We start from the raw sequence: 24,814 nt of genomic DNA, 5'->3' as shown, positions 1-24,814 counted from the left end.
AAGACGTCGGAACATTCAACACTGGATGTCGCCTGTGAAGTTGCTTTCGCGAGCAGGCTCGCTCCCACAGGACAAAGTTTCGTCCGGTGGTTTTCATTGACCGGGCATCCGTCGTCACGAGGTACACATGAACAGATTCAAAGAGAAAGTCGCGCTGATTACCGGCGCTGCCCAAGGCATCGGTCGGCGTGTTGCCGAGCGCATGGCGGCGGAAGGGGCGCGGTTGATTCTGGTCGATCGCTCCGAGCTGGTGTTCGAGGTTCAGCAGCAATTGGGGCGGGACAGTCAGGTCCTCGCGCTGACCGCCGATCTTGAGCAATACAGCGAATGCAATCGCGTCATGCAAACCGCCGTCGAACGTTTCGGGCGTCTGGATGTGCTGGTCAATAATGTGGGCGGGACGATCTGGACCAAACCTTTTGAGCATTACGAAGCGTCGCAGATCGAGGCTGAAGTCCGCCGTTCGCTGTTCCCGACGCTGTGGTGCTGTCATGCCGCGCTGCCGTTCATGCTTGAACAGGGCAGCGGCGCCATCGTCAACGTTTCGTCCATCGCCACGCGCAGTGTCAATCGCGTGCCGTACGGTGCGGCGAAGGGTGGGGTCAACGCGCTGACCGCTTGCCTGGCCTTCGAAACCGCCGGTCGCGGGATTCGGGTCAATGCCACCGCGCCCGGTGGCACCGAAGCGCCGCCGCGGGTCATTCCGCGCAACAGCACCGAGCAGAGCACACAAGAGAAGGTCTGGTATCAGCAGATTGTCGACCAGACACTCGACAGCAGTTTGATGAAGCGCTATGGCACGCTGGATGAACAGGCAAGCGCTATTCTGTTTCTGGCCAGCGACGAAGCGTCCTATATCACCGGCATGATCATGCCGGTCGGTGGCGGCGACCAGGGCTGACCGACTTACAGGCGACGCTGAAACGCTTTGATAATTCTAAGCGTGGCGTCGCTGGTGTTCAGGTTCTGTACCGCGTCCAGCGGATACCAGATGCAATCGAAAATTTCGTTTTGCGGCCGGGCCTCATCCGCGTTCGCCACTGAGGCCTCGTACACATGGTGTCGGGTGCTGCCCGTTTGCAATTCCATCAGATACAGCAACCCGTCGACCCCAAGCCCTGTCTCTTCCTGAAGCTCTCGCGTGGCGGCGTCGGGAATGGCTTCACCACGCTCAACCTTTCCGCCGGGCAGCATCCAGCGACTCCTTGGCTTGCGCACCAGGAGAATATGCCGGTCCTGCTCGCAAATGACGGTCGCGCGTACTTTCATGTGTTACCTGATTGCCTTTTGTCATAAATCAGTCATAAAAATGCAATATTCGAGCCGGGGTGTCTGTCTCAATGCTTGGAGTGATGGACGATGTTCAAAGTGCAACCGGATGTCGGAATCCTGGCGCGACGTCTGGTCGGCACTTCATGGAAGCTCGGGTGTAAGGTATTCAAGTGAATCCAGGATCATCACTGCCGAAATGGAGGTGACTATGAGCGTTCCGATGCTGACCAAAATGCACATGAACGGTTATGACGTACTCAGCGTGAACAACGGCCCATGGCGGGTGTGCACCAAAGGTGACCGGCTTGGAGCCTTTGGCAGTAGAGAGGAAGCATTGGCCTTTGCGGCCGCTCTTCCCGGCTACAAGGCCAGAGCAAGTCGGCCTGCGCGCAGCCAGAAATCAGATAAATAGCGCACTTGCAGCCCCGGTTCGCCGGGGCTTGTCTTTGCTGGGCGCGGAGGTCCTGGGCTAATAACCGCCACCGCCGGTGCTGCGGGAAGGGTCTCGGGCTTTTTGCTGCGCGTGACTCCATTCCGCGCAGGTCATGAAGCTTTTATGGTCGACCTTGCCCCTGCCATCGAAACTGACGTTGTACGTCTGCTGATGGCCGGTCTGCGTCAGCTTGTAGTCAAAGCAAGTGCCAGGCTCAGCGGTGCGATCCGATATGGATAAAGGCTGGCCGCCAATCTGCTGGACTTGATCCTTGCTCATGCCGGTCTCGACCTTTGCGACCAACGGCTGATCCCGATAGACACGCGATTCGGTGCTGCAGCCACCCGACGCGGCCAGTACAACGACCAGCGCGCATAGAGGCTTGTGCATGGCCGTGCTCCTGCTATTGAGCTTTCGTTCGAGTGATAATCTTGGCTTTCACTTCCTCGGCATAACCCTTCAGTCGGTCTTCATCTCCCTGAAACAACTCGCACAGCTTTAGGGTTGCTTGCGCATCCACATCATTGCCGGCCAGGCGTAGCTGCTCTGCGATGCGCAAAAGCTCTACCGCTGACCATCTCAAATCCGACGCAACGCCTTGCAGGTCACGCCGAAGTTCGTTTTCAGATTCGTTAAGCCACATGATGATCTCCTGCCAATCTCTGCTACGAAATTTTAGTCCCATTTCCCGGGGCAGGGCGTTTTGTTCGTCTGAACCGTTGGTGCAGCCTTTTGTCGGGAAAATGAACGCGAACCCGCAGATCCGATGTCGTAGTGAGGTAGTGAACTTTTGCTAGGGCGAGGCAACTTCAAATGACGGCTACCGATGACTTTAGATTTCATGCCCATGAGCTGATGGTTGATCTGGACGCGGCCACCACGGAAATGATGAAACTGATTTCTGCACATCAGTTGAGCGGCCCGGAATGGGAGCGGGTCACTCAATGGCAGCATGAAGCGTATGAAAGATGGATGACTTATCTGAACGAGAGGTCGTATCCGGATCCCGGTGATCACAACGCCCCTTGCTGAGTTCAGTGCCACGGATGGATGTCTGGACAGCGACACGCTACATTCCCCTTTTTCGGGAAAAGGAAGCGTCATGCGCAAATTGATTGGGGGAGTAGGGTTGGCGTTGCTGGCGGGCTGTTCGTTGCCTGCGTCCTTGGTGCCAGGTGAGCCCAATGTCAGCAAGTACAGCGACAAGGCGCCGAAAGAGTATGCCGCGTGCGTGCTGCCGGCGTGGCAGCGGGAGATACCCAACGCGACCCAATCGGCGATTTCCAATGGCTACAGGGTCACGGCACCGAGCATCATCACGGCCGACGAGATTGTGGATATCGTGAAATCGAAGGATGGCAGCCACGTATCGCTTTATCAGGGGCCGCCTTGGGCGAAATCCGGGGCGTTGCGGCAGGCAGTGCGTGATTGTCTGTAAGGTTTAGTCGGTGATATCGGTTACCTGGATGATCGGGTCGTCGCTTGCCTGAGTGCTCGCACTGATTTTCTTTTCCCGACGATCGTTCATCCAGTTGTCCACCTGATCATTGAATTGCGCCGGCGCTTTTCGTCCGACCTTCCTGGCGAGATCAAGAATGGTCTGCTGGGCGAGGGCGTCTTCCATGCGTTTCTGCGCGACCATCATGGCGGCATGCACCGAGCACTGATCCGCCAGCGCCCACGCGGGCGCGGAACCTTCGAACAAGGCGCAACGCCCGCGAATCTCCCGGCAATCGAAGATGAGCTTCTGGCCGTCGATGGCATTGACGATATCCAGAATGCTGATTTCGTCAGAAGGCCGGGCCAGCTTAAACCCGCCGCGCACGCCTTCAGTGGCGACCACCAGTTTTGCCTTGGCCAGTTTGGTGAAAATTTTTGCCAGATAGTCCTGAGGTACGCCTTGCAGCTCGGCAAGGTCACGCACGCTCGCCTCACGGGTGTCGCCGCAATTGCCCACCAAAAAAATCAGGCAATGAATGCCGTACTCAACGCCTGCGCTGTAAAGAGACATGTCAATCTCCGACTAAAGTTGTCGTAAATGTTAACAGCGGAAAGCGAGCGTGGCAACGCATCCGATCGCGTATTCACTACTCGTTGTGCAGCGTGTTTGGCTGTTAATCAGCCTTTTTTTTGGACAAATCAGAACTTTCGATACTAACCATCAGTAATTTCGTTTGTGCCAAGTAACTAGGATCAATATAGTCGCCGTTGTCCGGTCAGCAGTGGTAAGCAGTCGCTACCGAAGAGCGTGACCTTTAACGAATTCATCACTTGGTCTTCTCCCCGGAGTTAAAAATGAAACAGCATATCCTGGTTATCGGCGCAGGTTTCGGTGGCATGTGGACGGCTTTGAGCGCCACGCGTCTGTTCGACATTCATGGCCACAACGACGTTGAAGTGACCGTTTTGGCCCCTCAGGCCGAGCTGCGAGTCCGTCCGCGCTTCTACGAGCCCAATGCTCACCAACTGGCCGCACCGATCGGCGAACTGTTCGATGCGGTCGGCGTCAATTTCATCAAGGGGTCTGCCGAGACCATCGACGTTGCGCAAAAACGTGTCGGCTACCTCGATGCGTCGGGCAACCAGCAAGTGTGCAGCTACGACAAACTTGTTCTGGCGACCGGCAGCCGTCTGGCACTGCCGAACACGCCAGGTGTGGCGGAACACGCCTTCGACGTCGACCAGATCGAACAGGCCGTACGCCTGGAAAATCACCTCAAGTCCCTGGTCAACCTGCCAGAAAGCAACGCCCGCAACACCGTAGTGGTGGCCGGCGGTGGCTTCACCGGGATTGAAACTGCGACTGAAATGCCTGCGCGGCTGCGCGCCATCCTGGGTGATCGTGCCGACATAGAAGTGATCATCGTTGATCGTGGCGAGAAAGTTGGCGGGTCCATGGGCGCCGAAATCGCCGAATCAATCGCTGAAGCCAGTATTGAAACGGGCGTGAAATGGCGCTTGAAATCGTCGGTCGTCGCCGTCGATGAAAATGGCGTGACCCTGACCGATGGTCAGCGTATCGATGCAAAAACCGTGGTCTGGACCACCGGTGTGCGCGCCAGTTCGTTGACCGAGCAGATTCCGGCCGAACGCGATCACCTGGGCCGTCTGCACGTCGACGCGCACCTGAAAGTCATTGGCCAGGAAGACATCTTCGCCACCGGCGACGTGGCCTACGCCGCCAGCGATGACATCGGCAACTTCGCATTGATGACCTGCCAGCACGCTATCTCGCTGGGTCGTCATGCCGGCAACAACGTGGCCGCACAGATTCTGGGCGTGGACCCGACCCCGTACAGCCAGCCCAAATACGTGACCTGTCTGGATCTGGGCGCCTGGGGCGCGGTCTACACCGAGGGTTGGGACCGCCAGGTGAAGTTGATCAAGGAGGAAGCCAAAGCGCTGAAGACCCAGATCAACACGATGTGGATCTACCCGCCCGCGGCTGATCGTGTCACTGCGCTGGCTTCAGCGGATCCGATGATCCCTGTCGCCTGAAACGTCGGCAGCGTTGCTTCGATAACGCTGCCTGCTTAGAAAAAATCCCGCCTGGGTTCTCTTGGGCGGGATTTTTTTTGTGCCTTGAACGGTTGCGGCCGTGAAATTTAACGTGTAGTTTTTCATGAAAGTATAAGTATAAAAATTCACGAGGCCTGCATGTTTCAGCAATCTACCCAGCACGTCGCCAGCTATTACGCCCACACCTGCGCCGATCGTCTGTTCGATCGAGCCGCGTTGGAGGGCGAGCAGGACACTGAGGTGTTGATCATCGGGGCCGGCTTCAGTGGGTTGCATACGGCGTTGCGTCTGGCCCTGACCGGCAAGCGCGTGACGTTGCTGGAAGCCAGTCGGGTGGCCTGGGCCGCCTCGGGTCGCAATGGTGGTCAGGCCATTCTCGGTTGGTCGTGTGACATGCCGCCGTTGGAGTCGGCGCTGGGTTATGAGCGCGCGCGCCGGTTATGGGACAGCATGCGCTGGGCTGCCCGGGAGTTGCGAGATTTGCCCGCGCGCCATGGTTTTGATTGTGACTATCGGCCTGGCCACCTCTGGACGTCGGTGATGCCGCGTCGGGTGAGTCTGCTGACAGAATGGCAACACGAGGCCAGCCACAAGTGGGGTCACGATGGTTTGCAGTTCATTTCGCGCGAGGCGTTGCCTGATTGGGTCGCCAGTGAGCGCTACCAGGCGGGCCTGTTCGATCCTGAAGGTGGGCATTTGAATCCGCTGAAACTGGCGCTCGGTCTGGCCGCTGCGATTGAACAGGCCGGTGGACGCATTCATGAGCAGAGCAAGGCGTTGAATTATCGCGAAGAAGGTGATCGTTACGTGGTCACCACTGAACGCGGTCGCATTCGCGCTGACGTGCTGGTGCTGGCGTGCAATGCCTACCTTGATCGGCTTGATCCGCAGCTGTCGAGTTGCGTGTTACCGGTTGGCACTTATCAGGTGGCCACCGCGCCACTTTCAGAGCAACAGGCGACCGCGCTGCTACCCAGCAATGTGTGCGTCACCGACAACCAGTTTGTTCTCGATTATTTCCGCCGTACGCCGGACAACCGCCTGCTGTTCGGTGGTGGTTGCACTTACTTGGGCGGCATGCCGACGGACATCGCCGCGGCGACACGACCCTATCTGGAGCGCGTGTTTCCCCAGCTCAAGGGCGTCGAACTGGACTTTGCCTGGGGAGGACACATCGATCTGACCCTCAAACGCACGCCTGACATCGGCCGACGTGGCGATCTCTACTGGCTGCAGGGTTACTCCGGACATGGCGTGCTGCCGACATTGGCCGGGGCGCGTGCCGTGTCCGACGCGATACTTGGCCAGCCGGATGAGCTGGCGTTGTACCAGGGTTTGATCAACGGCAGTTTTCCCGGTGGAAAGTATTTGGCAGCACCGCTGGAAGCCATCGGCAAGGCCTGGTATCGGCTGCGCGACAGCCTTTGAAGCATCAATTTCTGGAAGCCTCTGGATGGACATGCAAGAAGAAATCTCGGCGCTGGCGATCCTGATCCAGGACCTGCGCAAACACAAAAAATACACGCTGAAAGAGCTGGCGGACAAAATCGGTCGTTCGGTCGGGTTTCTCTCGCAAGTAGAACGGGGGTTGTCACGTCCCACGGTGGCGGACTTGACCGCCATCAGCGAAACCCTCGGCGTGCCGACCACTTATTTCTACAGCTTGCCCAAACCCATGGCATTGCCTTGGGTGACCCGTCCGGATGAGCGACGCACGCTGTATTACGCCGACGGGATTACCGACATCCTTGTCTCTCCGAAGATGAGGGCGTCCTTTTCAATGCTTGAAAGCCAACTGGAGCCCGGCGCCAGCAGTGGTGATCGGCACATGAACGACAGCTCGGAGCAGGGTGGCTATGTCCTCGAGGGTGAGCTGACGCTGTGGCTGGATGACGATAAACCGGTGACATTGCGCACCGGAGACAGTTTTCAGCTGGCCAGTCATACGCATTGTCGCTACGGCAACCTCTCGGATCAGCTCGCCCGGGTGCTTTGGGTTTACACCTGATAAAAACAACAAGGAACACTAACGATGGATGCTGTCTGCTCTGATCTGGTTGCTGAGGTTCGCGCGTTTCGCCAGCGCTTCCCGCAGGTGCGTTACGTTGACCTGATTTCCCTGGACATCCCCGGGCATTTTTACGGCAAACGCTACCCGATAGACATGCTCGAGAAGGTCGCCGCTGGCAGCGTGCTCAAGCTGCCGCAAAACTGTGTGTTGCTGGGTACGCAGGGCGGTCTGTTCAAAATCGGCGACTACTGTTTCAACGACGGCGACCCGGATGCTCCACGCCGCCTGGTGCCCGGTACGCTCAAGCCAGTGAGCTGGGAAAAGCAACCGCTGGGGCAGATGCTGATTACTTCAAACGGTACTGAAAAGCCAATCGTCTTCGAGCCGCGCGAAGTGTTGGCGCAGGTGCTTGAGCGCCTCGGCCGAAAAGGGATTTTCCCCGTGGTCGCGTTCGAGCTGGAGTTCTATCTGTTCGATCGCCAGCTACGTGACGGCTTGCCACAGTTCCCTCGCGATCAGCTGACCGACGATGCCGATGATCAGCCGAATATGCACATCGAACGGCTGTCGAGATTTTCACCGGTACTCGATGACATGGTCGAGACGGCGCGGGCGCAAGGCATTGATGCCACGGTAATCACTGCGGAGCTGGGCCCGGGCCAGTTCGAGATCAATTTCGGTCACCTTGACGACGGTCTGCGTGCGGCCGACTGGGCGGCCCTGTTCTGCCGCAGCACACGGGGCGTGGCCCTCAAGCACAACCACCGCGCCAGCTTCATGGCCAAACCCTACTTGCAGCATCCCGGTAGCGGCATGCATGTGCATGTGAGCCTTTACGACGAGGCGGGAACCAACCTGTTGGCGGCTAACGATCAGCAGGCGCTGCGCCATGCAGTGGCCGGTTGCCTTGAAGTGTTGCCGCATTGCATGCCGATCTTTGCACCGAATCACAACGCAATGCGTCGCTTGAGCGGCACGGTGAATGTCGCGACGCGCGCCAGTTGGGGCTTTGAAGATCGTGACGCCTGCCTGCGGGTGCCTGAGTCGGACGCTAAAAATCTGCGCATCGAACATCGCCTGGCGGGCGCGGATGCCAATCCTTATCTCGTGTTGGCGGCGATTCTGGTAGGGCTGGAGCAAGGGCTGGAAGTGGGGCGTGAACCGATTGCATCCCTCAACGAAGATCGTGGCAGCGGAATCGACTTCCCGCTGGAGATGCTGGAGGCCGTGCGTTCGATGCAAAACAACGTGCAGCTGCGCGAGGGTTTGGGGGCGGAATTTGTGGATGTCTACTGCGAAAACAAGCGCCAGGACCATTTGGCGTTCCTGCAGGATATCAGTGCGCGGGAGTATCGCTGGTACCTGTAAAGGGGGAATTTTCGACGCTCGCCCATAAAAATTGTGTGGATATTTAATGAGTTAGACGTTTTAGTAACCGGATAGTGAATCAAAATATCTTGTTGCAGGCAGAAATATTAAGTAATATTCGCCCCGCGTTCACCACCACGGTTTATGCATTTTGAGTCCCAGGCGTCCATCAGCTGCCTGGGATTTTTTTTGCCTGAAATTCGGACCGGTGCGCACAATCTGACCCGGTGCATCAAGACCACAATCACAGCGGCAAATGATGCATATCCACTACCGCGAGATGATCCCGTGATCGATCGCGTATTTGACCAGCGCCGCCGGTTTGTCGATGTTGAGTTTGCGACGGATGCTCAAGCGATGGGTTTCTACCGTGCGAACGCTGATGTCCAGTTCGCGGGCCATCTCCTTGTTGTTCAACCCCTGGGCCATCTTGTACAACACCTGGCTCTCGCGCGGTGTCAGCTCGTTGTCGGTATTTTTATCGGCGATGAGCCGCTGGGCGATCTCGGCACTGTAGAACGTGCCGCCACTGGCGATGGCTTCGATCGCCGCGATGATTTCCCGCGACGGTGAATTCTTCAGCACATAGCCGCTGGCCCCCGCGCGAACGGACTCACTCACGTATTCATTATTGTCGTACATGCTGAGCACCAGCACCTTGAGCGACGGGTACTGGCTGCGCAACACCCGGGTCAGCTCGAGCCCGTTCATGTCCCGCAGGCTGATGTCGACCAGCAACAGGTCCGGCTGGCAGCGTCCGACCATTTCAATGGCATCCGCGCCACTCTCGGCTTCGCCCACCACTTCCAGGGGGGCCATGACCGCCAGTAGTGCTTTGATCCCGTCGCGGACCAGGGCGTGATCGTCGACCAGGGCGACGCGGATCGGGTAGGGCAGGTTCATCGCGGGTATTCACTCTTGTTGTCAGGGGGTGAGTCAGCGTGTTGTACCGGGCATTTTCATTGGCAGCCAAACGTCCAGCTCGCTTCTTCCCGGCATCGAGATCAGGTCGAATCGTCCACCAAAATGCTCGACACGCTCACGGATATTACGCAGGCCAATGCCCGTATGACGACGTTCGACCTGGGCGACGTTGAAACCGATACCGTCATCGACCACTGTCAACCGTACGGAATCTTCGGACCCGTACAAGGTAATGGAGACGTTTTTAGCCTGGGCATGTCGTTCAACATTAGTCAGGCCTTCTTGCACGATGCGAAACAGCGAAACCGCTGCCCCATCGACCAAGTGGCAGTCGAATTCGTTGTCGTTGTAAGTCACCACCAGGCCGCTGCGTTGCTCGAATTCTGCGGCGAGTTGACCGATCGCCGCCGGCAGCCCCAGGGTGTCGAGCAGCGAGGAGCGCAGGTCGTGGGAGAGGCTGCGAACCTCGCCAATCGCTTCCCCCAGGCGCTCCGTGGCATCTCTCAGCGTACTCAAACCCTTGTCGTGTGCTTGCCCATTATCGAGCAGATGGCTGGCCAGCTCGAACTGAAACTTGATGGAGACCAGTAGCTGACTGATGCCGTCGTGCAGTTCACGAGAAACCCGTGAGCGCTCTTCCTCTTGCAAGCTGACGATACGCTGAGTAAGACGCTGAAGTTTTTTGTCGGCCAGACGATGCTCGCTGACGTTTAGTGTCATGCCGCTGGCGAAGACAAACAGCACCGCCACGAGGGCCACCGCGGCAATCGCCAGCATGGTTTTACGAATGCCCTGGGCCACTTCGTCACGCGCCTGCTGGGTTGCGCGCTCAACGTCTTCAAGGTAGATGCCGGTGCCGAGCATCCAGCCCCAACGATCCAGCATCACCACATAGGCGAGCTTGTCGGTCACCTGGCCGGAAGAGGGCTTGTTCCAGGCGTAGCGTTGAAAGCCTTCGCCCGATTGCGCACTTTTGAGCAACGCTTGGATCACCGGCAAACCGTGAGGGTCCTTCATGTCCCACAGGTATTTGCCCACCAGCTCGGACTGGCGCGCGTGCATCAGGCTGCGACCCTCGTGGTCGTAGACGAAGAAGTAGCCATTGATGCCAAAGCTGAGCTTGCGCAGTTCTTCCAGCACTTTTTGCTGTGCGTGTTCATCACCGTGGCCGTCGTCGTACAGCGGCTCGATCAGGCTTTGCGCCATTTCGACGTAGTTCTTAAGTTCTGCGCGCTTGCTGGCCAGAATGCTGTCTTCGATCAGTTGCGCCTGTTGTTCACCCAGTTGGCGGTTCATGGAAATCACCAGCGCGCAGATGACGGCGATGGCCAACACCAGCGGAAGAATCCCGAGCGCGACGATTTTGTGTTTGAGCTGCATCTCTGCTCCTGTCCGGACCGAGGGAAGGCGAAGGCCCGGCATCATATGCCAAAGATACGCGCGTCCAGTAGCGGTGCTGGACGGAATGACCTGTGGCTGGCTTGTCGGGTCGCTGCATCGCTGCATCGCTGCGATGGCGGCCTTAGGGCCGACCATGCTGTTGTTGACTGAGTACATATCCATTTCTGCGGTAACGGCCACTTAGGGTTTCGCCCTTACGGCGAGTCCCTTTTGGCAAACGCCCCTAAAGGAACCAAAAGGTCTCGCCCCGAGCGTCCGGCCCCTCGCCTAGGCTCGGCGTTCCTTCGCTCCGGTATCCATCCGGGGACACTGCCCTCCGGTCTGCTTCGCGACGACCTACATGCAGCGTGTTCGACTGCGTCGAACGGCGCTGCGCGCCACTCCCCGGATGAACACCTCCACTCAGCCTCCCGAAGGGGCGGGTGGATCAAGATCAAGAGCTGCAGGCGAGCTAACGCTCGGCCTGTTGAGTGGTGAGGGGCGAAAGGCGAACACCGATTCCCTGTGGGAGCGAGCTTGCTCGCGAAGGCGGCCTGACAGCCGACCAATTACTCATTCCCCTGTGGGAGCGGCGTCATCTACGTAGAACTACGTAGGCTCGACGTACGTAGTAACGCGGATTTATTTGTAGACGGCATGCGGGGATATTGGGCCAGCTCCGCACAGCGGACACAATTATAAAAATTACCGCCGCAGTCCACTGGCTGTCGGCAGGAGACACGCTATGCCCCGTCTGGCTAAACACCTCGCCTGGTTTGCCGTGGCTGTCCTGGGAGCGTTTGCGCTAAGTGTCGTGGCCCTGCGCCGCGGCGAAGCGATCAACGCACTCTGGATCGTAGTCGCAGCAGTCGCTATCTACCTCGTCGCTTATCGTTACTACAGCCTGTTCATCGCCACCAAGGTGATGCAACTTGACCCCAATCGTGCCACGCCCGCTGTCGTTAACAATGACGGTCTGGACTACGTGCCGACCAACAAACACGTACTTTTCGGTCACCACTTCGCAGCCATCGCTGGCGCAGGGCCGCTGGTCGGTCCGGTCCTGGCGGCGCAGATGGGCTACCTGCCCGGTACGCTGTGGCTGATTGCCGGCGTGGTGCTGGCCGGTGCCGTTCAGGACTTCATGGTCCTGTTCATGTCCACCCGCCGCAACGGTCGTTCCCTCGGCGACATGGTTCGTGAGGAAATGGGCCGCATCCCCGGGACCATCGCGCTGTTCGGCTGCTTCCTGATCATGGTCATCATCCTCGCGGTGTTGGCGCTGATCGTGGTCAAGGCCCTGGCCGAAAGCCCGTGGGGTATGTTCACGGTGATGGCGACCATCCCGATCGCGATGTTCATGGGCATTTACATGCGCTACATCCGTCCGGGCCGCATCGGCGAAATCTCGGTGATCGGCGTGGCGTTGCTGCTGGGTTCGATCTGGCTGGGCGGGCAGATTGCCGCTGATCCGGTCTGGGCCAAGGCCTTTACCTTTACCGGGATCCAGATCACTTGGATGCTGATCGGCTACGGTTTTGTCGCAGCGGTATTGCCGGTGTGGCTGATTCTGGCGCCGCGGGACTACCTGTCGACCTTCCTGAAAATCGGCACCATCGTGGCCTTGGCGATCGGCATTCTGATCACCATGCCCGACCTGAAAATGCCGGCACTGACCCAGTTCGTCGACGGCACCGGGCCGGTATGGAAGGGCGGTCTGTTCCCGTTCCTGTTCATCACCATCGCCTGTGGCGCGGTCTCGGGTTTCCACGCGCTGATTGCTTCCGGCACTACGCCGAAGTTGCTGGCCAGTGAAGGCCATGCCCGTTACATCGGTTACGGCGGCATGCTGATGGAATCCTTCGTGGCCATCATGGCGATGGTGGCTGCGTCGGTGATCGAACCAGGCGTGTACTTCGCCATGAACAGCCCGGCGGCGCTTGTCGGCTCTGATGCTGTTTCGGTTGCTCAGACCGTCAGCAGCTGGGGCTTTGCAATTACCCCGGAAGCACTGCAAGCGGTGGCCAAGGACATCGGTGAAACCACCATCCTGGCCCGTGCCGGCGGTGCACCGACCCTGGCAGTCGGTATCGCGCAGATCCTGCACAACCTTCTGCCGGGTGAAAACACCATGGCGTTCTGGTACCACTTCGCGATCCTGTTCGAAGCGCTGTTCATCCTGACGGCCGTCGATGCCGGTACCCGTGCCGGGCGTTTCATGCTGCAAGACTTGCTCGGTTCCTTCGTGCCGGCGCTGAAACGCACCGAATCCTGGACCGCCAACCTGATCGCAACCGCCGGTTGTGTGGCGATGTGGGGGTATCTGTTGTACCAGGGCGTGATCGATCCGTTGGGAGGCATCAACACCTTGTGGCCGTTGTTCGGTATCTCCAACCAGATGCTGGCCGGTATCGCACTGATGTTGGCGACCGTTGTGCTGATCAAAATGAAACGCCAGCGCTACGTCTGGGTCACCATGTTGCCCGCCGTGTGGTTGCTGATCTGCACCACCACCGCAGGCTTCATCAAGCTGTTCGATGCCAACCCGGCGATCGGTTTCCTGGCCTTGGCCAAGAAGTACAGCGATGCCCTGGCCAACGGTCAGATCCTCGCCCCGGCGAAGAGCATCGACCAGATGCAGCACGTGATCTACAACGCGTACACCAACGCAACGCTGACCGCGCTGTTCTTGCTGGTGGTCTTCAGCATCCTGTTCTTTGCACTCAAGGTTGGTATCGCCGCCTGGGGCACTAAAGAACGTACGGATAAAGAAGCGCCATTCCAGGCACTGCCGGACGCTTGATCGAGGATTGCAGCATGTTCAATGACCTGAGTCGCCTCGGTAAATACCTCGGTCAGGCTGCGCGCCTGATGGTCGGGATGCCCGACTACGACACCTACGTCGAGCACATGCAAACCAAGCACCCGGACAAACCGGTGATGAGTTATGAGGTGTTCTTTCGGGAACGCCAGGAAGCTCGTTACGGAAGCAAGGCTGGGCCGAAGTGCTGTTGAGGGTGGGTGGCAGTGATGCCACCTAAATAGCTAATAAAGAACCCGGCTGATGAGGCCGGGTTTTTTTTTGAGTGAATGGCATTGGCCGATCCGTGGCGAGTCAGCTTGCGGGGATGGTTTCGAGCGTTTCGAGATCCAGCAGGGTGAAGTAACCACGGTCCGGCCTCCAGCCACCCGTATCGATGTGAATCACATTGCCAAGGCTGACGGGCATATAAAGCGGCGTATGCCCTACCACCAGTGCGCGCAGGCCTTCAACGCCATGCGTCTCTTGCTGATCGATTCGCCTTCGTGACCACATGCAGTAGTGCTGCAGCTCCTGCAGACGCCTGTTGGTTTCCGGCGACTCCAGTTCCTTTCGCAGTTGCTGCCATGATGGAAATGGACAATCGGCGTGCACGATGCCGATCAGGCCGTAGGCTGTTTCGACTTCGATTGCGATAGGGAGCTTGGCGAACTGCGCCGCGAATGCTTGCTTCTCGAACAGCGACAGCCCCACGAACCATGAGCCGCCGTTGTCGATCCAGCTGTCGACGTCGCAGGTATCGAAGTACACCACGTAGTCGTCATGGTTGCCTCGCACCGGGTGGAACCATGCCTTGTCCAGCCAATCGAGCGCATCATGGCACTCGGGCCCACGGTCAACCAGATCGCCAACACTGAACAGGCGATCTACCAAGTGGTTGAACCCGGCTGCATCCAAAGCGTCCTGCAACCGAGTGAAATGGCCATGAATGTCACCGACCGCGAAATCTCGGCCGGCAACGTTTGTGGCGAAGCGCTTTACGCGCGACATCTCTAAAGTTTCGAGCATGGGAATGCCACTCCGGCTGCTCCCCAACGGGCTAGTCAGTTCAGTTTAGGCCAAGAAGTGGTACTCGACCTTACCGCGCCGGCAGGCAGACCTTTACCGCCTGCCCGACAGGCTGCCCAGATCAAACACCGTCAGAGCAAGTAGGCCGTTGCTTGCGCGAAATGGTTGTCCTGCACTCCTGCGATGAGGTGCAGAGGAATGTGTTGCGCATCCATGGATGGAACTTCGAAACTATCCACAATCTGGGTGTGGCGCTCACTCAGCCCGGTCGACTCTTCGACAAGAGCCTTAGCCATTCTCGCGTGGTTCGCTGCGATTTCGTTGAGAGTTGACACGTTACATCTCCCGGTGACTGACCAAGCGCATCGCTGGCGTCCTAAGCGTTAATTAAAATGCTGCCGCGTCAGAATTACGTCGTTCTGGGGCTGCTACGAGCGTCTTCTGCAAACCTTAAGCCAGGAATAGTCAAAAAATTCGCGCAGCGTTTTTGATGCGACGAATGGTGGTGCCGATATTTCCTGAGCCTATAAGGCCCGGGAAAAAGGTGATTAGACGTGCCGAAGTTGTTTTGTTAAAAAAATAGTGCATGGCTGCTATTAACGCGCCAATGCATCTCCATTCGGTTAGATGGAAATCGCCCAACATTGAGCTGGGCAACGATCAATGAGTCTGATGCCGATACAGGGATAAGTAACTGCGACTTTGGCCAACTGCTCGCGCACAGAGGCATTGGGCTCATTGATCCCCTTCCCCTTTCGCAGGTTGATCCTTTCGAACGAACCACATCGCCCAGCGTTCTGCTGGTTGCCGTTGGGTATTGCGCGCAGGGGAGCGCATGCGGACTGGCCCAAACTTGAAGGCTAACAGCGCTGGTTGCTTGGGCGATGCCGCGCTACAGTCACCCCTTTTAGGACAAGGAAGTATCATGGGGATTTTGAAAGTAGCAGTGACTCGACCCATTTTCCGCCAATGGTTGATCACGGCATCTATTGGTCTTTTTGCAGTGGCGGGCGGTGCACAGGCCCAAACTACGCCACAGGCAAACCAGGAGATAAAGGGCTTACTGGATTTTGTGGAGCGCAGTGAGTGTAAGTTCGTGCGCAACGGCACTGAATACCCTGGACCCCAGGCTCGGGCACATCTCGAAAAGAAGCTGAATTATCTCGAAGGCAAGAACCTGGTGAGCAGCGCAGAAGACTTCATCGACCTCGCTGCCACTAAAAGCAGCATGAATGGCAAAGCCTATGAAGTGCGTTGCTCTGCAGGCGTCCAACCGACGAGTACCTGGCTGAAGACAGAGCTACAGAGACAACGCCAGCTCCATTGAGCCTACCCCCGAAACGAGAAAGCCCGGCCCACTTGCCGTAATGCTGTTCACTTAAGGTTGGGGTACATATCCGTTTCTGCGGTGATGGCTGATTACGGTTTCGCTCTTGCAGCGACTCACTTTTCCAAACGCCGAAAAGTAAGCAAAAGGCTTTGCCCCTCCATTCGGTGCCTTGCCTAGGCTCGGCATGCCCTCACTCCGGCATTGCTCCGGGGCCCCGCCGCCATCGGCCATCCATGGCCGGGGGCGGCTACCGCGGCACCCTTGCCGCGGTAGCCCCCTGCGCAACGCCTGCGCTCGGCCGCAGGCAGATCAAGATCAAAAGCCTGTAGCGGTTTACCGATCCCGGCCTGGCCCAATTGCTTAGTCTCGTACTGTTGAACCCAGCGACGGACCGCAGTCTCACCAATATTCAGATCGCGGCACCTGCGGAACGGTCAGCCCTTGGTCCTTGATCATCTTCACGACTTGGGGTTTATCGGCAATGCAGGAGGACGTCAGTCAAGGCGTTCTGTAGCGAGAACGTTCATTTTCGTTCGCTTACCTTGAAAGACAAGCGAAGCTAAGAAAGGGGACAGGCTTCAGTGCGCCTTCAATCGATTCTGAGCCTGATTATCTTGACGGTGTACAGCAGCGGCTCGTTCGCCTGAGCGTGTTGAACGCAGAGCAGGCATGCAGTCAGGCTCGCAAACGCCAGCCACTTTTTTGGCAACGATATCGATAATCTCAAAATTCCAGAGTGGTGGAGGGGATTGGCTTGGGCGCGGAGGGCAAAGCCACTGGCACCACATCGATCACGCAGGTGTGGTACGCACCGAGGCTTTCGCGATGGCCGATGCTGACCAGCGTAATGTCGGTTGCCGCCAGCGCTTCGTACAACCGTCGCTCGGCACTGTCGTCAAGGCCCGAAGTGGCTTCATCGAGGAACAGCAATGGTGGCCGAATCAGCAAGGCGCGGGCCATGGCCAGGCGCTGTTGCTCGCCGGGGCTCAGACGCCGGCTCCAGTCATCGGTGCTGTGCAACGGCAAGTGCTGCAACTCTGTCAGTTTGAGCACGGCTTCCAGGCGTGCTTCATCGATTTCGATAGCACCGGTCTCGCCGGTTTGATGCAACAGTTCATGCAACGAACCATTGGGCAGATAAGGCCTCTGCGGCAGGATAAGTAGACCCTCGCGGTCCAGTTCGACACTGCCCTGGTGCCGTGGCCACAATCCTGCAAGCGAGCGGAGCAGGGTGGTCTTGCCCACGCCGGAAGGGCCGCGCAGCAGCAGCCGTTCGCCGGGAGCCAAGGTTAGCGTCAGCGGTTCGAACAGCGGTAAACCGTGCTCGTTCAGCGGTGCAAAGTCATGCAACCGCAGGCCAGCTGTACGACGGGTGACGGGGTCAACCGGTGCAGGTAGTGCGTCAAGTTCACGCCAGAAACTGCATAAGCGAGTCTTGGTCGCACGCCATTCGGCGATTTGCGGGTAGCTGCGAATCAGAAACGAAAGAGAAGCCTGAATTTCGCCGAAAGCCGAAGCGATCTGAGTCAGTTGCCCCAGTTGGATTTCCCGCGAGAAGAAGCGCGGCGACACCAGCAGCAGCGGCAAGGTAAAGGCAAATCGCTCATACGCCGCATTAATGCCCAACAGGTGTTTTTTCGAGCGAACCAGCTTGCCGTAGTTGCTCAGCAGCAGTCCCAGTTGTCCCAGTAACTGCTTGCTTTCCCAGCCCTGACCACGGGAAAGGGCGACGTTTTCGGCGTCTTCACGCAGACGCGTCAGGCCGAAACGAAAATCCGCCTCACGACGTTGTTGCAGAAAATTGAGCCCGATCAGCGGTTTACCGATCCAGTGCGCGATGCCGCTGCCGATCACAGCGTAGATCAAGGCGAGCCATAACATATAGCCGGGAATGGCGACGGCATGCCCGGCGACTTCAAATTCCAGCGTGCCGGAAATGCGCCACATGATCATGCTGAACAGCACCACCAGAATGATCGCCTGGAGCAGGTTCAAGCCCAGGTCCAGGGTCTGCTCGACGAAAATCTTGCAGTCCTCGGCAATGCGCTGATCGGGGTTGTCGTAGGTCACGCTGTGAAAGCGGCTGCGGTAGTAGCGTTGGCTGTCGAGCCACTTGCCGAGAAAGGCCTGGGTGAGTTTTTCTCGCCAGCTGATCAGCAAGCGCTGCTGCACTTGGAACTTGGCCATGGTGCAGACGATGAAGGCGACGTCGAGTACCAGCAACTCCACGACGTGATAACCGAACGCGGCGGCGTCCAGACTTTGCAATGAGTTGTAAAAGCCCAGGCTCCACTCGTTCCAGCGCACCTGGATCGCAATGATCCCGGCCACTGCCAGCATGGCCAGGGCGAGTGTCAGCCACGCGCGACGACGGCCTTGAGCTGACCAGTAAGGGGCGGCCAGCAACTTCATATCTTGGATGAACATCGGAGTCCTGCCTGGCAAACTCGGGGGTTGACCCGCCGTGTTGAATCTTCGGAATTCAAAAAACGTGGTAGGTTAACAGTTCTCAAACTCAGTTACGAAGCCTCATGACGTCTCTTCAAACCACCGCCCGAATGCTCGACGAAACCCTGCTCGATAAGTTGTTTCGTTTCGATGGCGCCTTTCTGCGCAGCACCTGCCGACTGAGCAGCCACGTCGAAGGCCGTGGGTTGATCGAGTTTCGCGATCCGCAAACCTGCACTGACCTGTTGCGTCTTTACGCTCACTACTATCCTGCTGCGCCTCGGGCTGCACTGGTGTCGCAATGGTCGATGGACTTGATCTGCGTGACGCTGGCCTTACCGCTGGCCGCCGCTGCGCAGCATCTGCGTTGTATCGTGCATGATCCCCATGTGGCGCTGGAAAACGGAATGCCCGTGGCCCAGGTGTTTGCTGCCGGGGAGGTGCTGCCATTGAACAATCCGCTGGCCTTCGCGCAGCAACTGCTGACTGAGGACATGGCGCCGCTGGTGCAGGCACTGGCCAGCGCCGGGCGGGTGGCCCAGCGCCTGCTATGGAACAACGTGGCGGCCGCCATCGATGTCGCACTCGATTACTTCCAGATGCCGCACGCACCACAATGGCGTGACCATCTGTTCCGGGAGCGGCACTGGGCCGATGGCACTCGCAATCCGCTATACGGCTTCCTGCAACTGGCTCCCGGTCCGAGCGGCGTGCCATTGCTGATGCGCAAAGTGTGCTGCCTGCACCATCAATTAGGTGATGCACGCCCGTACTGCGACAACTGTCCGCTGGTGCCGGGCGCTGACATCACAGCGCCTCATCAGGCATAAGCCGCGTGCGCTTCCACCTGGGTGAGACGGCCGTTCTCTACTTTCAGCACCCGGTCGGCCTGCTGGAAGTAAGCGTCATCGTGGGTGATCACGATCACGGTTTTGCCCCGGGCTTTTAGTTCCGGCAACAGCTCCATGTAGAACACCCGCTTGAAGGTCGGATCCTGGTCGGCGGCCCATTCATCGAACAAATAAAACGGCTTGTCATCCAGATACGCCGACACCAGCGCCAGTCGCTTGCGTTGACCCGTGGACAGTTCCACGGTGGAAAAACGGTCGTCGACAATGCTGACTTTGTGTCCTAACCCCAATGCTTTCACATAACGCGTCGCTTCGGCGGTGCGATATTCGGCGTCCGGTCCGTCGTCGCCCAACAAATGTTCGAACAGGTGGAAGTCAGCAAACACCGCGGCAAAGTGCTGACGGTATTGCTCGCGGTTGTCGTCGTCCACTTCCACACCATTGAGCACCACGCAACCGGTTTCCGGTGCGTACAGCCCGAGCATCAGCATGGACAGCGTGGTCTTGCCACTGCCATTGCCACCCACCACAAACACCAGTTCACCCTGTTCCAGCGTCAGGTCCACCGGGCCGAGCATGAAGGGATGATCCTCGTGCTCGCCGGGATAGCGGTGGCACACGCCGTTGAGCAACAGGCGCATCCGGCCTTCACTGGCGAACACATTGCCGAGCGGCGCAGTTATCTGGGCTTCGGTGCTCAGCTCCGCGTCCAGTTGGCGAATGCGGTTCAGGGCGATGCTGGCTTGACGCAGCGAGGGCAGGGCGATCATCAGGTCGGAGATCGGCCGTACCAGGTACAGCAAGGTCACGGTGAAACTGGTCAGCACGGTAATCGGTTGCGGCAGCCAGAACGGCACGATGAACAGCAACACGCCGAGGTTGAGGTAAAACAGCAGCGTGCCGAGGTTGGCCACCACCGAATACCCGGCCATACCGCGCAGGAAACGCACGCGAAACTCGTCCGCTCCCGGACGGATGACTCGTTCGACAAAGGCTTCGCCGCGGGCGTTGTTCAGCTGCAATTCCTTGCTGCCTTCGATCAAGCTGCGGAAGTGCTGATAGAGCACATCTTTTTGTTGTCGCACTCGTTCCAGATGGCTCAACGGCCCACGTTCGGCCAAGTGAAACGCCACCAGGCCGACCATCAGAAACAATGCCAGAATCGCCAGCAACGACCACGACAGCCAAGCCAGATAGGCAAAGCATGCCAGGGTCACCACAGCGTTGACGAACAGCAACGGAACCCACTCGAACGCAGCGGTAAACGTGTGCACGTCTTCGGTGAGGATCACCAGCAAACGGTGTTTGCCCATGCCTTGCAGGCGTTTGAGCGGGGTGGCGAGCAGCTTGCGCGACAAGTCGATACGCATCTGGAAAATCGCGCTTTGGGTCAGGTGCAGCAGCGACAGTTCCGAACAGAGTTTGCTCAGCAGCATGCCGATACACAGCCCGAAAAACCCCAGGGCCAGTTCCGGCAATTGCTGCGGGTTGGCCAACCCACGGTTGATCAGAATCACCAGCCCCGCACTGGCCAGACCGCCCAGTGCGCCAGTGATTGAGGCCAGTGCCAGCAGGCGTGCCGATTGGCGGTAAAGATAGAGGATCAGGTTCATGCGACGGTTTCCGTCGAGGCCATGGCCAGCGACTTGTTGAGTTGTTCATGGAAGGCGGACTGCCCGAGGATCGTGTCGTGATCGGCGGCGACCTGATGATGACAGGTTCGCTGACTGATCGCGTCCCATTGCGCCGGCAGAGTCGGGTGCTCGACAAGCGTCTGATCGGCCCACCAGAGTTGCAGCGTGGCCTGCACGATGGGCACCGAATAGCCGCTGACCCAACGACGCGCGTCAGCCATCACATTCAAGGTCTGCTCGACATAGGCCAGCGGCGCATTGAGTTCCAGGCCGTAGGCGCTGGCCCATTCCAGCAGGGCGAAACGCAATTGCTCCACGCGACCCAGTTCGGCAGTTGCCGTGCGCAGCTCCGTCAGACATTGCGCGGTGAGTCGCTGGCGGCTGTCGCTGCTCAATTCTTGCTGAACGATGGCCTGCAGCGCATCCCACGTCAGCGTTTCATCCTCGGCGTGGAACGTGCTGTCGAACAACCCCAACCACTCAACCGCTTGCCCTTGGGCCTCCAGTTGCCGGGTCAACTCCAGCGCGAGCAAGCCGCCCATCGACCAACCGGCCAGGCGATACGGACCCTGAGCCTGAATCTGGCGGATCTGCGGCAAGTATTCGCGGGCTAATGCAACGAGGTCCTGACTGCGCAGCGACTCGGGCAGCGGAACGCCGTACACCGGCAGCACCTTCGGCAACCCGGCGACCATCGGCATGTAATGGTGAACCCCGCCCGATGGTTGGTGCAGGCAGAACAACGGTGTCTGTCCAGTTTCGCCGGTCTGCAAGGCAATGATCGCCGCATGGTCGCGAGGCCGGGTAATCTGTTCAGCAAGACCGATCAGCGTCGGGTGCTGGAAGATCACACTGACCGGCACCTCAATGCCGAGCGAGGCGCGCAACCTGGCGGTCATGCGCACCACCAGCAACGAATGGCCGCCGAGGGCAAAAAAGTCGTCGTGACGACCGATCACTTCGGCCTCCAGTAACTCTTGCCACACCGCTGCGAGCACTTGCTCGACATGCCCTTCGGGCGCTGCGTAAGCCGCGAGACTGCGATTTGACGCACGGGCCAGCAAGGCACGATGGTCGACCTTGCCGTTGGCAGTGCGCGGCAGTTGCGCCAACCACTGGATATCGGCGGGAATCATGTGCGCCGGTAACAGCGCCCCGAGGGATTCGCGCACGGCACTGGCCTGAAGTTGAGTGGCCGATTCTATGAACGCACGCAAGCTCGGTTCGGTCTGAGTGGTGTCCAACAAGACCACCGCCAGTTTGGCGGCGCTGACGTTGCATAGCGCGGTTTCGATTTCGCCCAACTCGATACGGTAACCGCGCAGTTTGATCTGTGAGTCGGTGCGCCCGAGGAACAGTAGTTGTCCGTCCAGGTCCTGCCACGCGAAATCGCCGGTGCGATACAGACGTTGGCCGTCGAGGGATGGATGACGGGCCTGGATGAATTTCTCGGCGGTCATCTGCGGCAGGCCCAGATAACCTTCGGACAGTCCCGGTCCGGCAATGTGAATTTCACCTTTGAACCCTCGGGCCACGGGGGTGCCGTCGCTGTCGAGCAAGTACACCTGCGTGTGGGCAATTGCGCGGCCGATGGGTACGGAACCCGTGTGCTGATTGGACCGGCAGAGGGCGACGGTGCTCCAAACCGAAGCCTCCGTCGGACCGTATTCGTTATACAGCTGCGCGTCGGGTTGGCGCCGATAGTGACTGTCGACCAACGCTGGTGGGCAGCTTTCACCGGCGACAATCGCGGTGTTCAACGGACTCGGGCTGTCGCCTAGATCGTCCAGCAGTAATGCATAAAGCGAAGGCAGCGCCAGCAGGTGCGACACGCCGTGGCTGCGGATCAACCGCGCCAGTTGCAGCGGATCTTTCTGTTCTGTTTCGCTGGCCAGGTGCAGGCAACCGCCCTGGGCCAGGCTCCAGAACAGCCCGGCGATGGAGCTGTCGAAGGCGAACGACGACAGCAGCAGGAAGCGTTGCACCGGCTGCGGATACCCCGCCAGCCGTGCCGCCAGCGAATGCAGGGCGTTGGCATGGCTGATGACCACGCCTTTGGGCTGTCCAGTACTGCCAGAGGTGTAAATCAGGTAGGCCGGCTGATCCCGCGAGACGGTCGGCTCCTCCCGTAACGGCACCGCCGGCATCGCTTGATCAATCGCCATCGCGCTCGGTTGCCAGTCCGCCGGCAGGTCTTGCACGCGAGCGTGATGGGTCAGCACCAGACGTGCCTGGCTGTCGCGCAGAATATGCTCGATGCGCTCGGTGGGGTAGGCCGGGTCGATCGGTACGTAGCAGGCGCCGGCGCGCAGGATAGCGACCAGAGCCACCACTGCATCGATGTCGCGCGGCAGGAAGTGCGCGATCCGCGCACGGGGTTCCAGGCCCTGGGCAAGCAATTGCTGGGTGAGGGCCGTGACGCGCCGATCCAGCTCGGCATAGCTCAAAGTCCCGCTTGAGCCAGTGACCGCCGGGCGTTGAGCGTTGGAGGCCGAGCCTTGGGCGAAACAGGCAGCCAGGTTCGGCAGGGCAAAAGTGGCGGCATAAAGCTGTTCTTGCGCCGGGCTCAAAGTCGGCGAAGTGGCCAATGCGCCGGTCACCCGTTGTTGCTCGGCGGCGCTGCAAGTTGTCAGTTGGCTCAGGCTGGCGGCCGGTTCACGCAGGCTGTGCTCGATCACGCTCAGCAACTGCTCGGCGAGGAGCTCGACATGGGCCGGTGAGTAGAGCGCGGCATCAAAATGCAGGGACAAACCACTGGCCGAACGCGGCTGGTATTGCAACAGCAACGCACAATCAGCGCTGACACTGTCAGCCTGTTCGATCTGCCAACCGACATCGTTCAGCGCACTGTGCGGCAAGAGCGCGAGTTCGCGATAACCCACGCCGGACAACGACGGCACATTGCTCAAGTGGCTCGGGTAGCTGTCCCGGGCATCGTTGAGCAGGCCAACGCGCTCGGTCAGTTGCTGGCACAACGCGGCAAACGACAGCTCGGGCGCGGTGTCGAGCGTCAATGGTAACGGCTCGGAGAACAGGCCGAGGGCATCACCCAACACGTCCGGACGCGTCTGGTTTTCGTAGGCCAGCGTCAGGCGTTCGGCTTCGCAGTAGCGTTGCCACAAGGTGACCCAGGCGGCGAGCATGACCGTACCGGTGCTGACGCCGAGGCTTGTCGCTTGCTGATCGAGGCGTTGCAGGGTGGCGTCGTCGAACGACAGTTGCATCCGCGCCATTTCGACAATCCCGGTAACCGGATTCTGCCGCTGCCAAGGCAAAGGCACATCCGCGACCATTGCATTGAACTGCTCATCCCAGAACTGTCGGCCCTGGTCGTCCACCGACTCCAGACGCCACGCCGCATAGTCGGCGTATTGCAGCGGCGGCTCCTGAGGCGCAGCTTCCAAGTAACCCAGCGCCCATTCTTCGCTGAGGTAGCCCAGGCTGGTGCTGTCCAGATGCAAGGCCGGCAGGTGCAAGGTCGCTGACTGGGTGTTCACGTGCAGTGCGATTCCCAGCGCCTGCCAATCAGCGGTTGAATCGTCGATCACCTGCATCGGCAACGACAGCCCCGGCAGTTGTTGATAACGGGTACGCAGGATCTCGTGGCGTTGCATCAACGCCAGCAAACTGTTTTTCAGTCGTGCGCTGTCCAGCGGTTGTTCGCTGCGAATGCGCAGTGTGGCCCGCTGCGCTGACGGAGCCAGATGAGTTTGTTGCAGGCGCCACAGGTGCGCCTGTTGCGGCGACAGCTCGAAGCCTTCGAACGGCGTGTCTTCGTGAGTCTGAGTCATGCTGAGACCTGTGCAAAAAAGTGG

23 protein-coding genes are annotated in these 24,814 nt (G+C 58.9%); 12 read left to right on the top strand and 11 right to left on the bottom strand.

Going from position 1 to position 24,814, the window contains the following annotated elements:
• The first annotated feature begins 127 nt into the window (after nt 1-127).
• Nucleotides 128-901 (top strand): 1,6-dihydroxycyclohexa-2,4-diene-1-carboxylate dehydrogenase, encoded by a 774-nt coding sequence (locus tag QFW87_RS15870; RefSeq protein WP_283188209.1) that lies wholly within the window; start codon nt 128-130, stop codon nt 899-901.
• Nucleotides 902-906: 5 nt separating this feature from the next.
• Here QFW87_RS15870 and QFW87_RS15865 read toward each other — a convergent pair whose 3' ends face one another.
• Complete coding sequence (locus QFW87_RS15865; protein WP_283188208.1) at nt 907-1,269, bottom strand: NUDIX hydrolase; 363 nt, start codon at nt 1,267-1,269, stop codon at nt 907-909.
• A 211-nt stretch (nt 1,270-1,480) separates the two neighbouring features.
• Between QFW87_RS15865 and QFW87_RS15860 the strand changes: the two genes are divergently transcribed.
• Nucleotides 1,481-1,684 carry a DUF2188 domain-containing protein gene (locus tag QFW87_RS15860; RefSeq protein ID WP_111452175.1) on the top strand — a complete coding sequence of 68 codons (204 nt, stop codon included), beginning with the start codon at nt 1,481-1,483 and terminating at the stop codon, nt 1,682-1,684.
• 57 nt (nt 1,685-1,741) lie between these two features.
• On the opposite strand, the gene osmE is transcribed toward QFW87_RS15860, so the two are convergent.
• Both osmE and QFW87_RS15850 read right to left on the bottom strand, forming a co-directional pair.
• A complete protein-coding gene (gene osmE, locus QFW87_RS15855; protein ID WP_283188207.1) occupies nt 1,742-2,095 on the bottom strand; it encodes an osmotically-inducible lipoprotein OsmE in 354 nt (117 codons plus the stop codon).
• A 13-nt stretch (nt 2,096-2,108) separates the two neighbouring features.
• A complete protein-coding gene (locus QFW87_RS15850; RefSeq protein ID WP_283184039.1) occupies nt 2,109-2,348 on the bottom strand; it encodes a hypothetical protein in 240 nt (79 codons plus the stop codon).
• 170 nt (nt 2,349-2,518) lie between these two features.
• On the opposite strand from QFW87_RS15850, the gene QFW87_RS15845 reads away from it, so the two are divergent.
• Together QFW87_RS15845 and QFW87_RS15840 are read left to right on the top strand one after the other, a co-directional pair.
• Nucleotides 2,519-2,737: a hypothetical protein gene (locus QFW87_RS15845; protein WP_129443501.1), complete on the top strand. Its 219-nt coding sequence runs from the start codon at nt 2,519-2,521 to the stop codon at nt 2,735-2,737.
• Nucleotides 2,738-2,807: 70 nt separating this feature from the next.
• Nucleotides 2,808-3,143, top strand: a complete 336-nt coding sequence (locus QFW87_RS15840; RefSeq protein ID WP_283184040.1) for a hypothetical protein — start codon at nt 2,808-2,810, stop codon at nt 3,141-3,143.
• 3 nt (nt 3,144-3,146) lie between these two features.
• On the opposite strand, the gene QFW87_RS15835 is transcribed toward QFW87_RS15840, so the two are convergent.
• Entirely contained in the window at nt 3,147-3,716 is a 570-nt protein-coding gene (locus tag QFW87_RS15835; protein WP_283184041.1) for an Rrf2 family transcriptional regulator, read from the bottom strand.
• A gap of 284 nt (nt 3,717-4,000) precedes the next feature.
• On the opposite strand from QFW87_RS15835, the gene QFW87_RS15830 reads away from it, so the two are divergent.
• The 4 genes from QFW87_RS15830 to QFW87_RS15815 all read left to right on the top strand — a co-directional run bounded on the left by QFW87_RS15830 (nt 4,001) and on the right by QFW87_RS15815 (nt 8,603).
• On the top strand, nt 4,001-5,203 hold the full coding sequence (locus QFW87_RS15830; RefSeq protein WP_283188206.1) for an NAD(P)/FAD-dependent oxidoreductase: 1,203 nt from the start codon (nt 4,001-4,003) through the stop codon (nt 5,201-5,203).
• Nucleotides 5,204-5,362: 159 nt separating this feature from the next.
• Complete coding sequence (locus tag QFW87_RS15825; protein ID WP_283188205.1) at nt 5,363-6,652, top strand: FAD-binding oxidoreductase; 1,290 nt, start codon at nt 5,363-5,365, stop codon at nt 6,650-6,652.
• 25 nt (nt 6,653-6,677) lie between these two features.
• Entirely contained in the window at nt 6,678-7,232 is a 555-nt protein-coding gene (locus QFW87_RS15820) for an XRE family transcriptional regulator (protein WP_008154577.1), read from the top strand.
• A 24-nt stretch (nt 7,233-7,256) separates the two neighbouring features.
• A complete protein-coding gene (locus QFW87_RS15815) occupies nt 7,257-8,603 on the top strand; it encodes a glutamine synthetase family protein (RefSeq protein WP_283184045.1) in 1,347 nt (448 codons plus the stop codon).
• Between the two features lie 270 nt (nt 8,604-8,873).
• On the opposite strand, the gene QFW87_RS15810 is transcribed toward QFW87_RS15815, so the two are convergent.
• Complete coding sequence (locus QFW87_RS15810) at nt 8,874-9,506, bottom strand: response regulator transcription factor (RefSeq protein WP_033057767.1); 633 nt, start codon at nt 9,504-9,506, stop codon at nt 8,874-8,876.
• A 33-nt stretch (nt 9,507-9,539) separates the two neighbouring features.
• Nucleotides 9,540-10,907, bottom strand: coding sequence for a cache domain-containing protein (locus QFW87_RS15805; protein WP_283188204.1), 1,368 nt, complete (start codon nt 10,905-10,907; stop codon nt 9,540-9,542).
• A gap of 745 nt (nt 10,908-11,652) precedes the next feature.
• Between QFW87_RS15805 and QFW87_RS15800 the strand changes: the two genes are divergently transcribed.
• Both QFW87_RS15800 and QFW87_RS15795 read left to right on the top strand, forming a co-directional pair.
• Nucleotides 11,653-13,710 carry a carbon starvation CstA family protein gene (locus QFW87_RS15800; protein WP_283184047.1) on the top strand — a complete coding sequence of 686 codons (2,058 nt, stop codon included), beginning with the start codon at nt 11,653-11,655 and terminating at the stop codon, nt 13,708-13,710.
• A 14-nt stretch (nt 13,711-13,724) separates the two neighbouring features.
• Nucleotides 13,725-13,922, top strand: coding sequence for a YbdD/YjiX family protein (locus tag QFW87_RS15795; protein ID WP_007900300.1), 198 nt, complete (start codon nt 13,725-13,727; stop codon nt 13,920-13,922).
• 100 nt (nt 13,923-14,022) lie between these two features.
• Here the strand turns inward: QFW87_RS15795 and QFW87_RS15790 are convergent, their stop codons facing one another.
• A complete protein-coding gene (locus QFW87_RS15790) occupies nt 14,023-14,736 on the bottom strand; it encodes a metallophosphoesterase (protein WP_283188203.1) in 714 nt (237 codons plus the stop codon).
• 131 nt (nt 14,737-14,867) lie between these two features.
• Nucleotides 14,868-15,071 carry a hypothetical protein gene (locus tag QFW87_RS15785; protein WP_283184049.1) on the bottom strand — a complete coding sequence of 68 codons (204 nt, stop codon included), beginning with the start codon at nt 15,069-15,071 and terminating at the stop codon, nt 14,868-14,870.
• Between the two features lie 590 nt (nt 15,072-15,661).
• Here QFW87_RS15785 and QFW87_RS15780 point away from each other — a divergent pair.
• A complete protein-coding gene (locus QFW87_RS15780) occupies nt 15,662-16,063 on the top strand; it encodes a DUF5329 domain-containing protein (protein WP_283188202.1) in 402 nt (133 codons plus the stop codon).
• A 726-nt stretch (nt 16,064-16,789) separates the two neighbouring features.
• Here QFW87_RS15780 and QFW87_RS15775 read toward each other — a convergent pair.
• A complete protein-coding gene (locus QFW87_RS15775; RefSeq protein ID WP_283188201.1) occupies nt 16,790-18,493 on the bottom strand; it encodes an ABC transporter ATP-binding protein/permease in 1,704 nt (567 codons plus the stop codon).
• 104 nt (nt 18,494-18,597) lie between these two features.
• Between QFW87_RS15775 and fhuF the strand changes: the two genes are divergently transcribed.
• Nucleotides 18,598-19,344, top strand: a complete 747-nt coding sequence (gene fhuF / locus QFW87_RS15770) for a siderophore-iron reductase FhuF (RefSeq protein WP_283188200.1) — start codon at nt 18,598-18,600, stop codon at nt 19,342-19,344.
• Here the strand turns inward: fhuF and QFW87_RS15765 are convergent.
• Nucleotides 19,335-20,978: a cyclic peptide export ABC transporter gene (locus QFW87_RS15765; protein ID WP_283188199.1), complete on the bottom strand. Its 1,644-nt coding sequence runs from the start codon at nt 20,976-20,978 to the stop codon at nt 19,335-19,337. The two genes, fhuF and QFW87_RS15765, sit on opposite strands and share 10 nt — an antisense overlap.
• Nucleotides 20,975-24,790, bottom strand: coding sequence for an amino acid adenylation domain-containing protein (locus QFW87_RS15760; RefSeq protein WP_283188198.1), 3,816 nt, complete (start codon nt 24,788-24,790; stop codon nt 20,975-20,977). Before QFW87_RS15760 ends, QFW87_RS15765 begins: the two co-directional genes overlap by 4 nt.
• Nucleotides 24,791-24,814: the final 24 nt, after the last annotated feature.

Source organism: Pseudomonas sp. PMCC200344, from assembly GCF_030053095.1.
Classification (GTDB): Bacteria; Pseudomonadota; Gammaproteobacteria; order Pseudomonadales; family Pseudomonadaceae; genus Aquipseudomonas; species Aquipseudomonas svalbardensis.
Note: the sequence above shows the minus strand (reverse complement) of the source record. Positions and strands in the feature narration are given on the sequence as shown.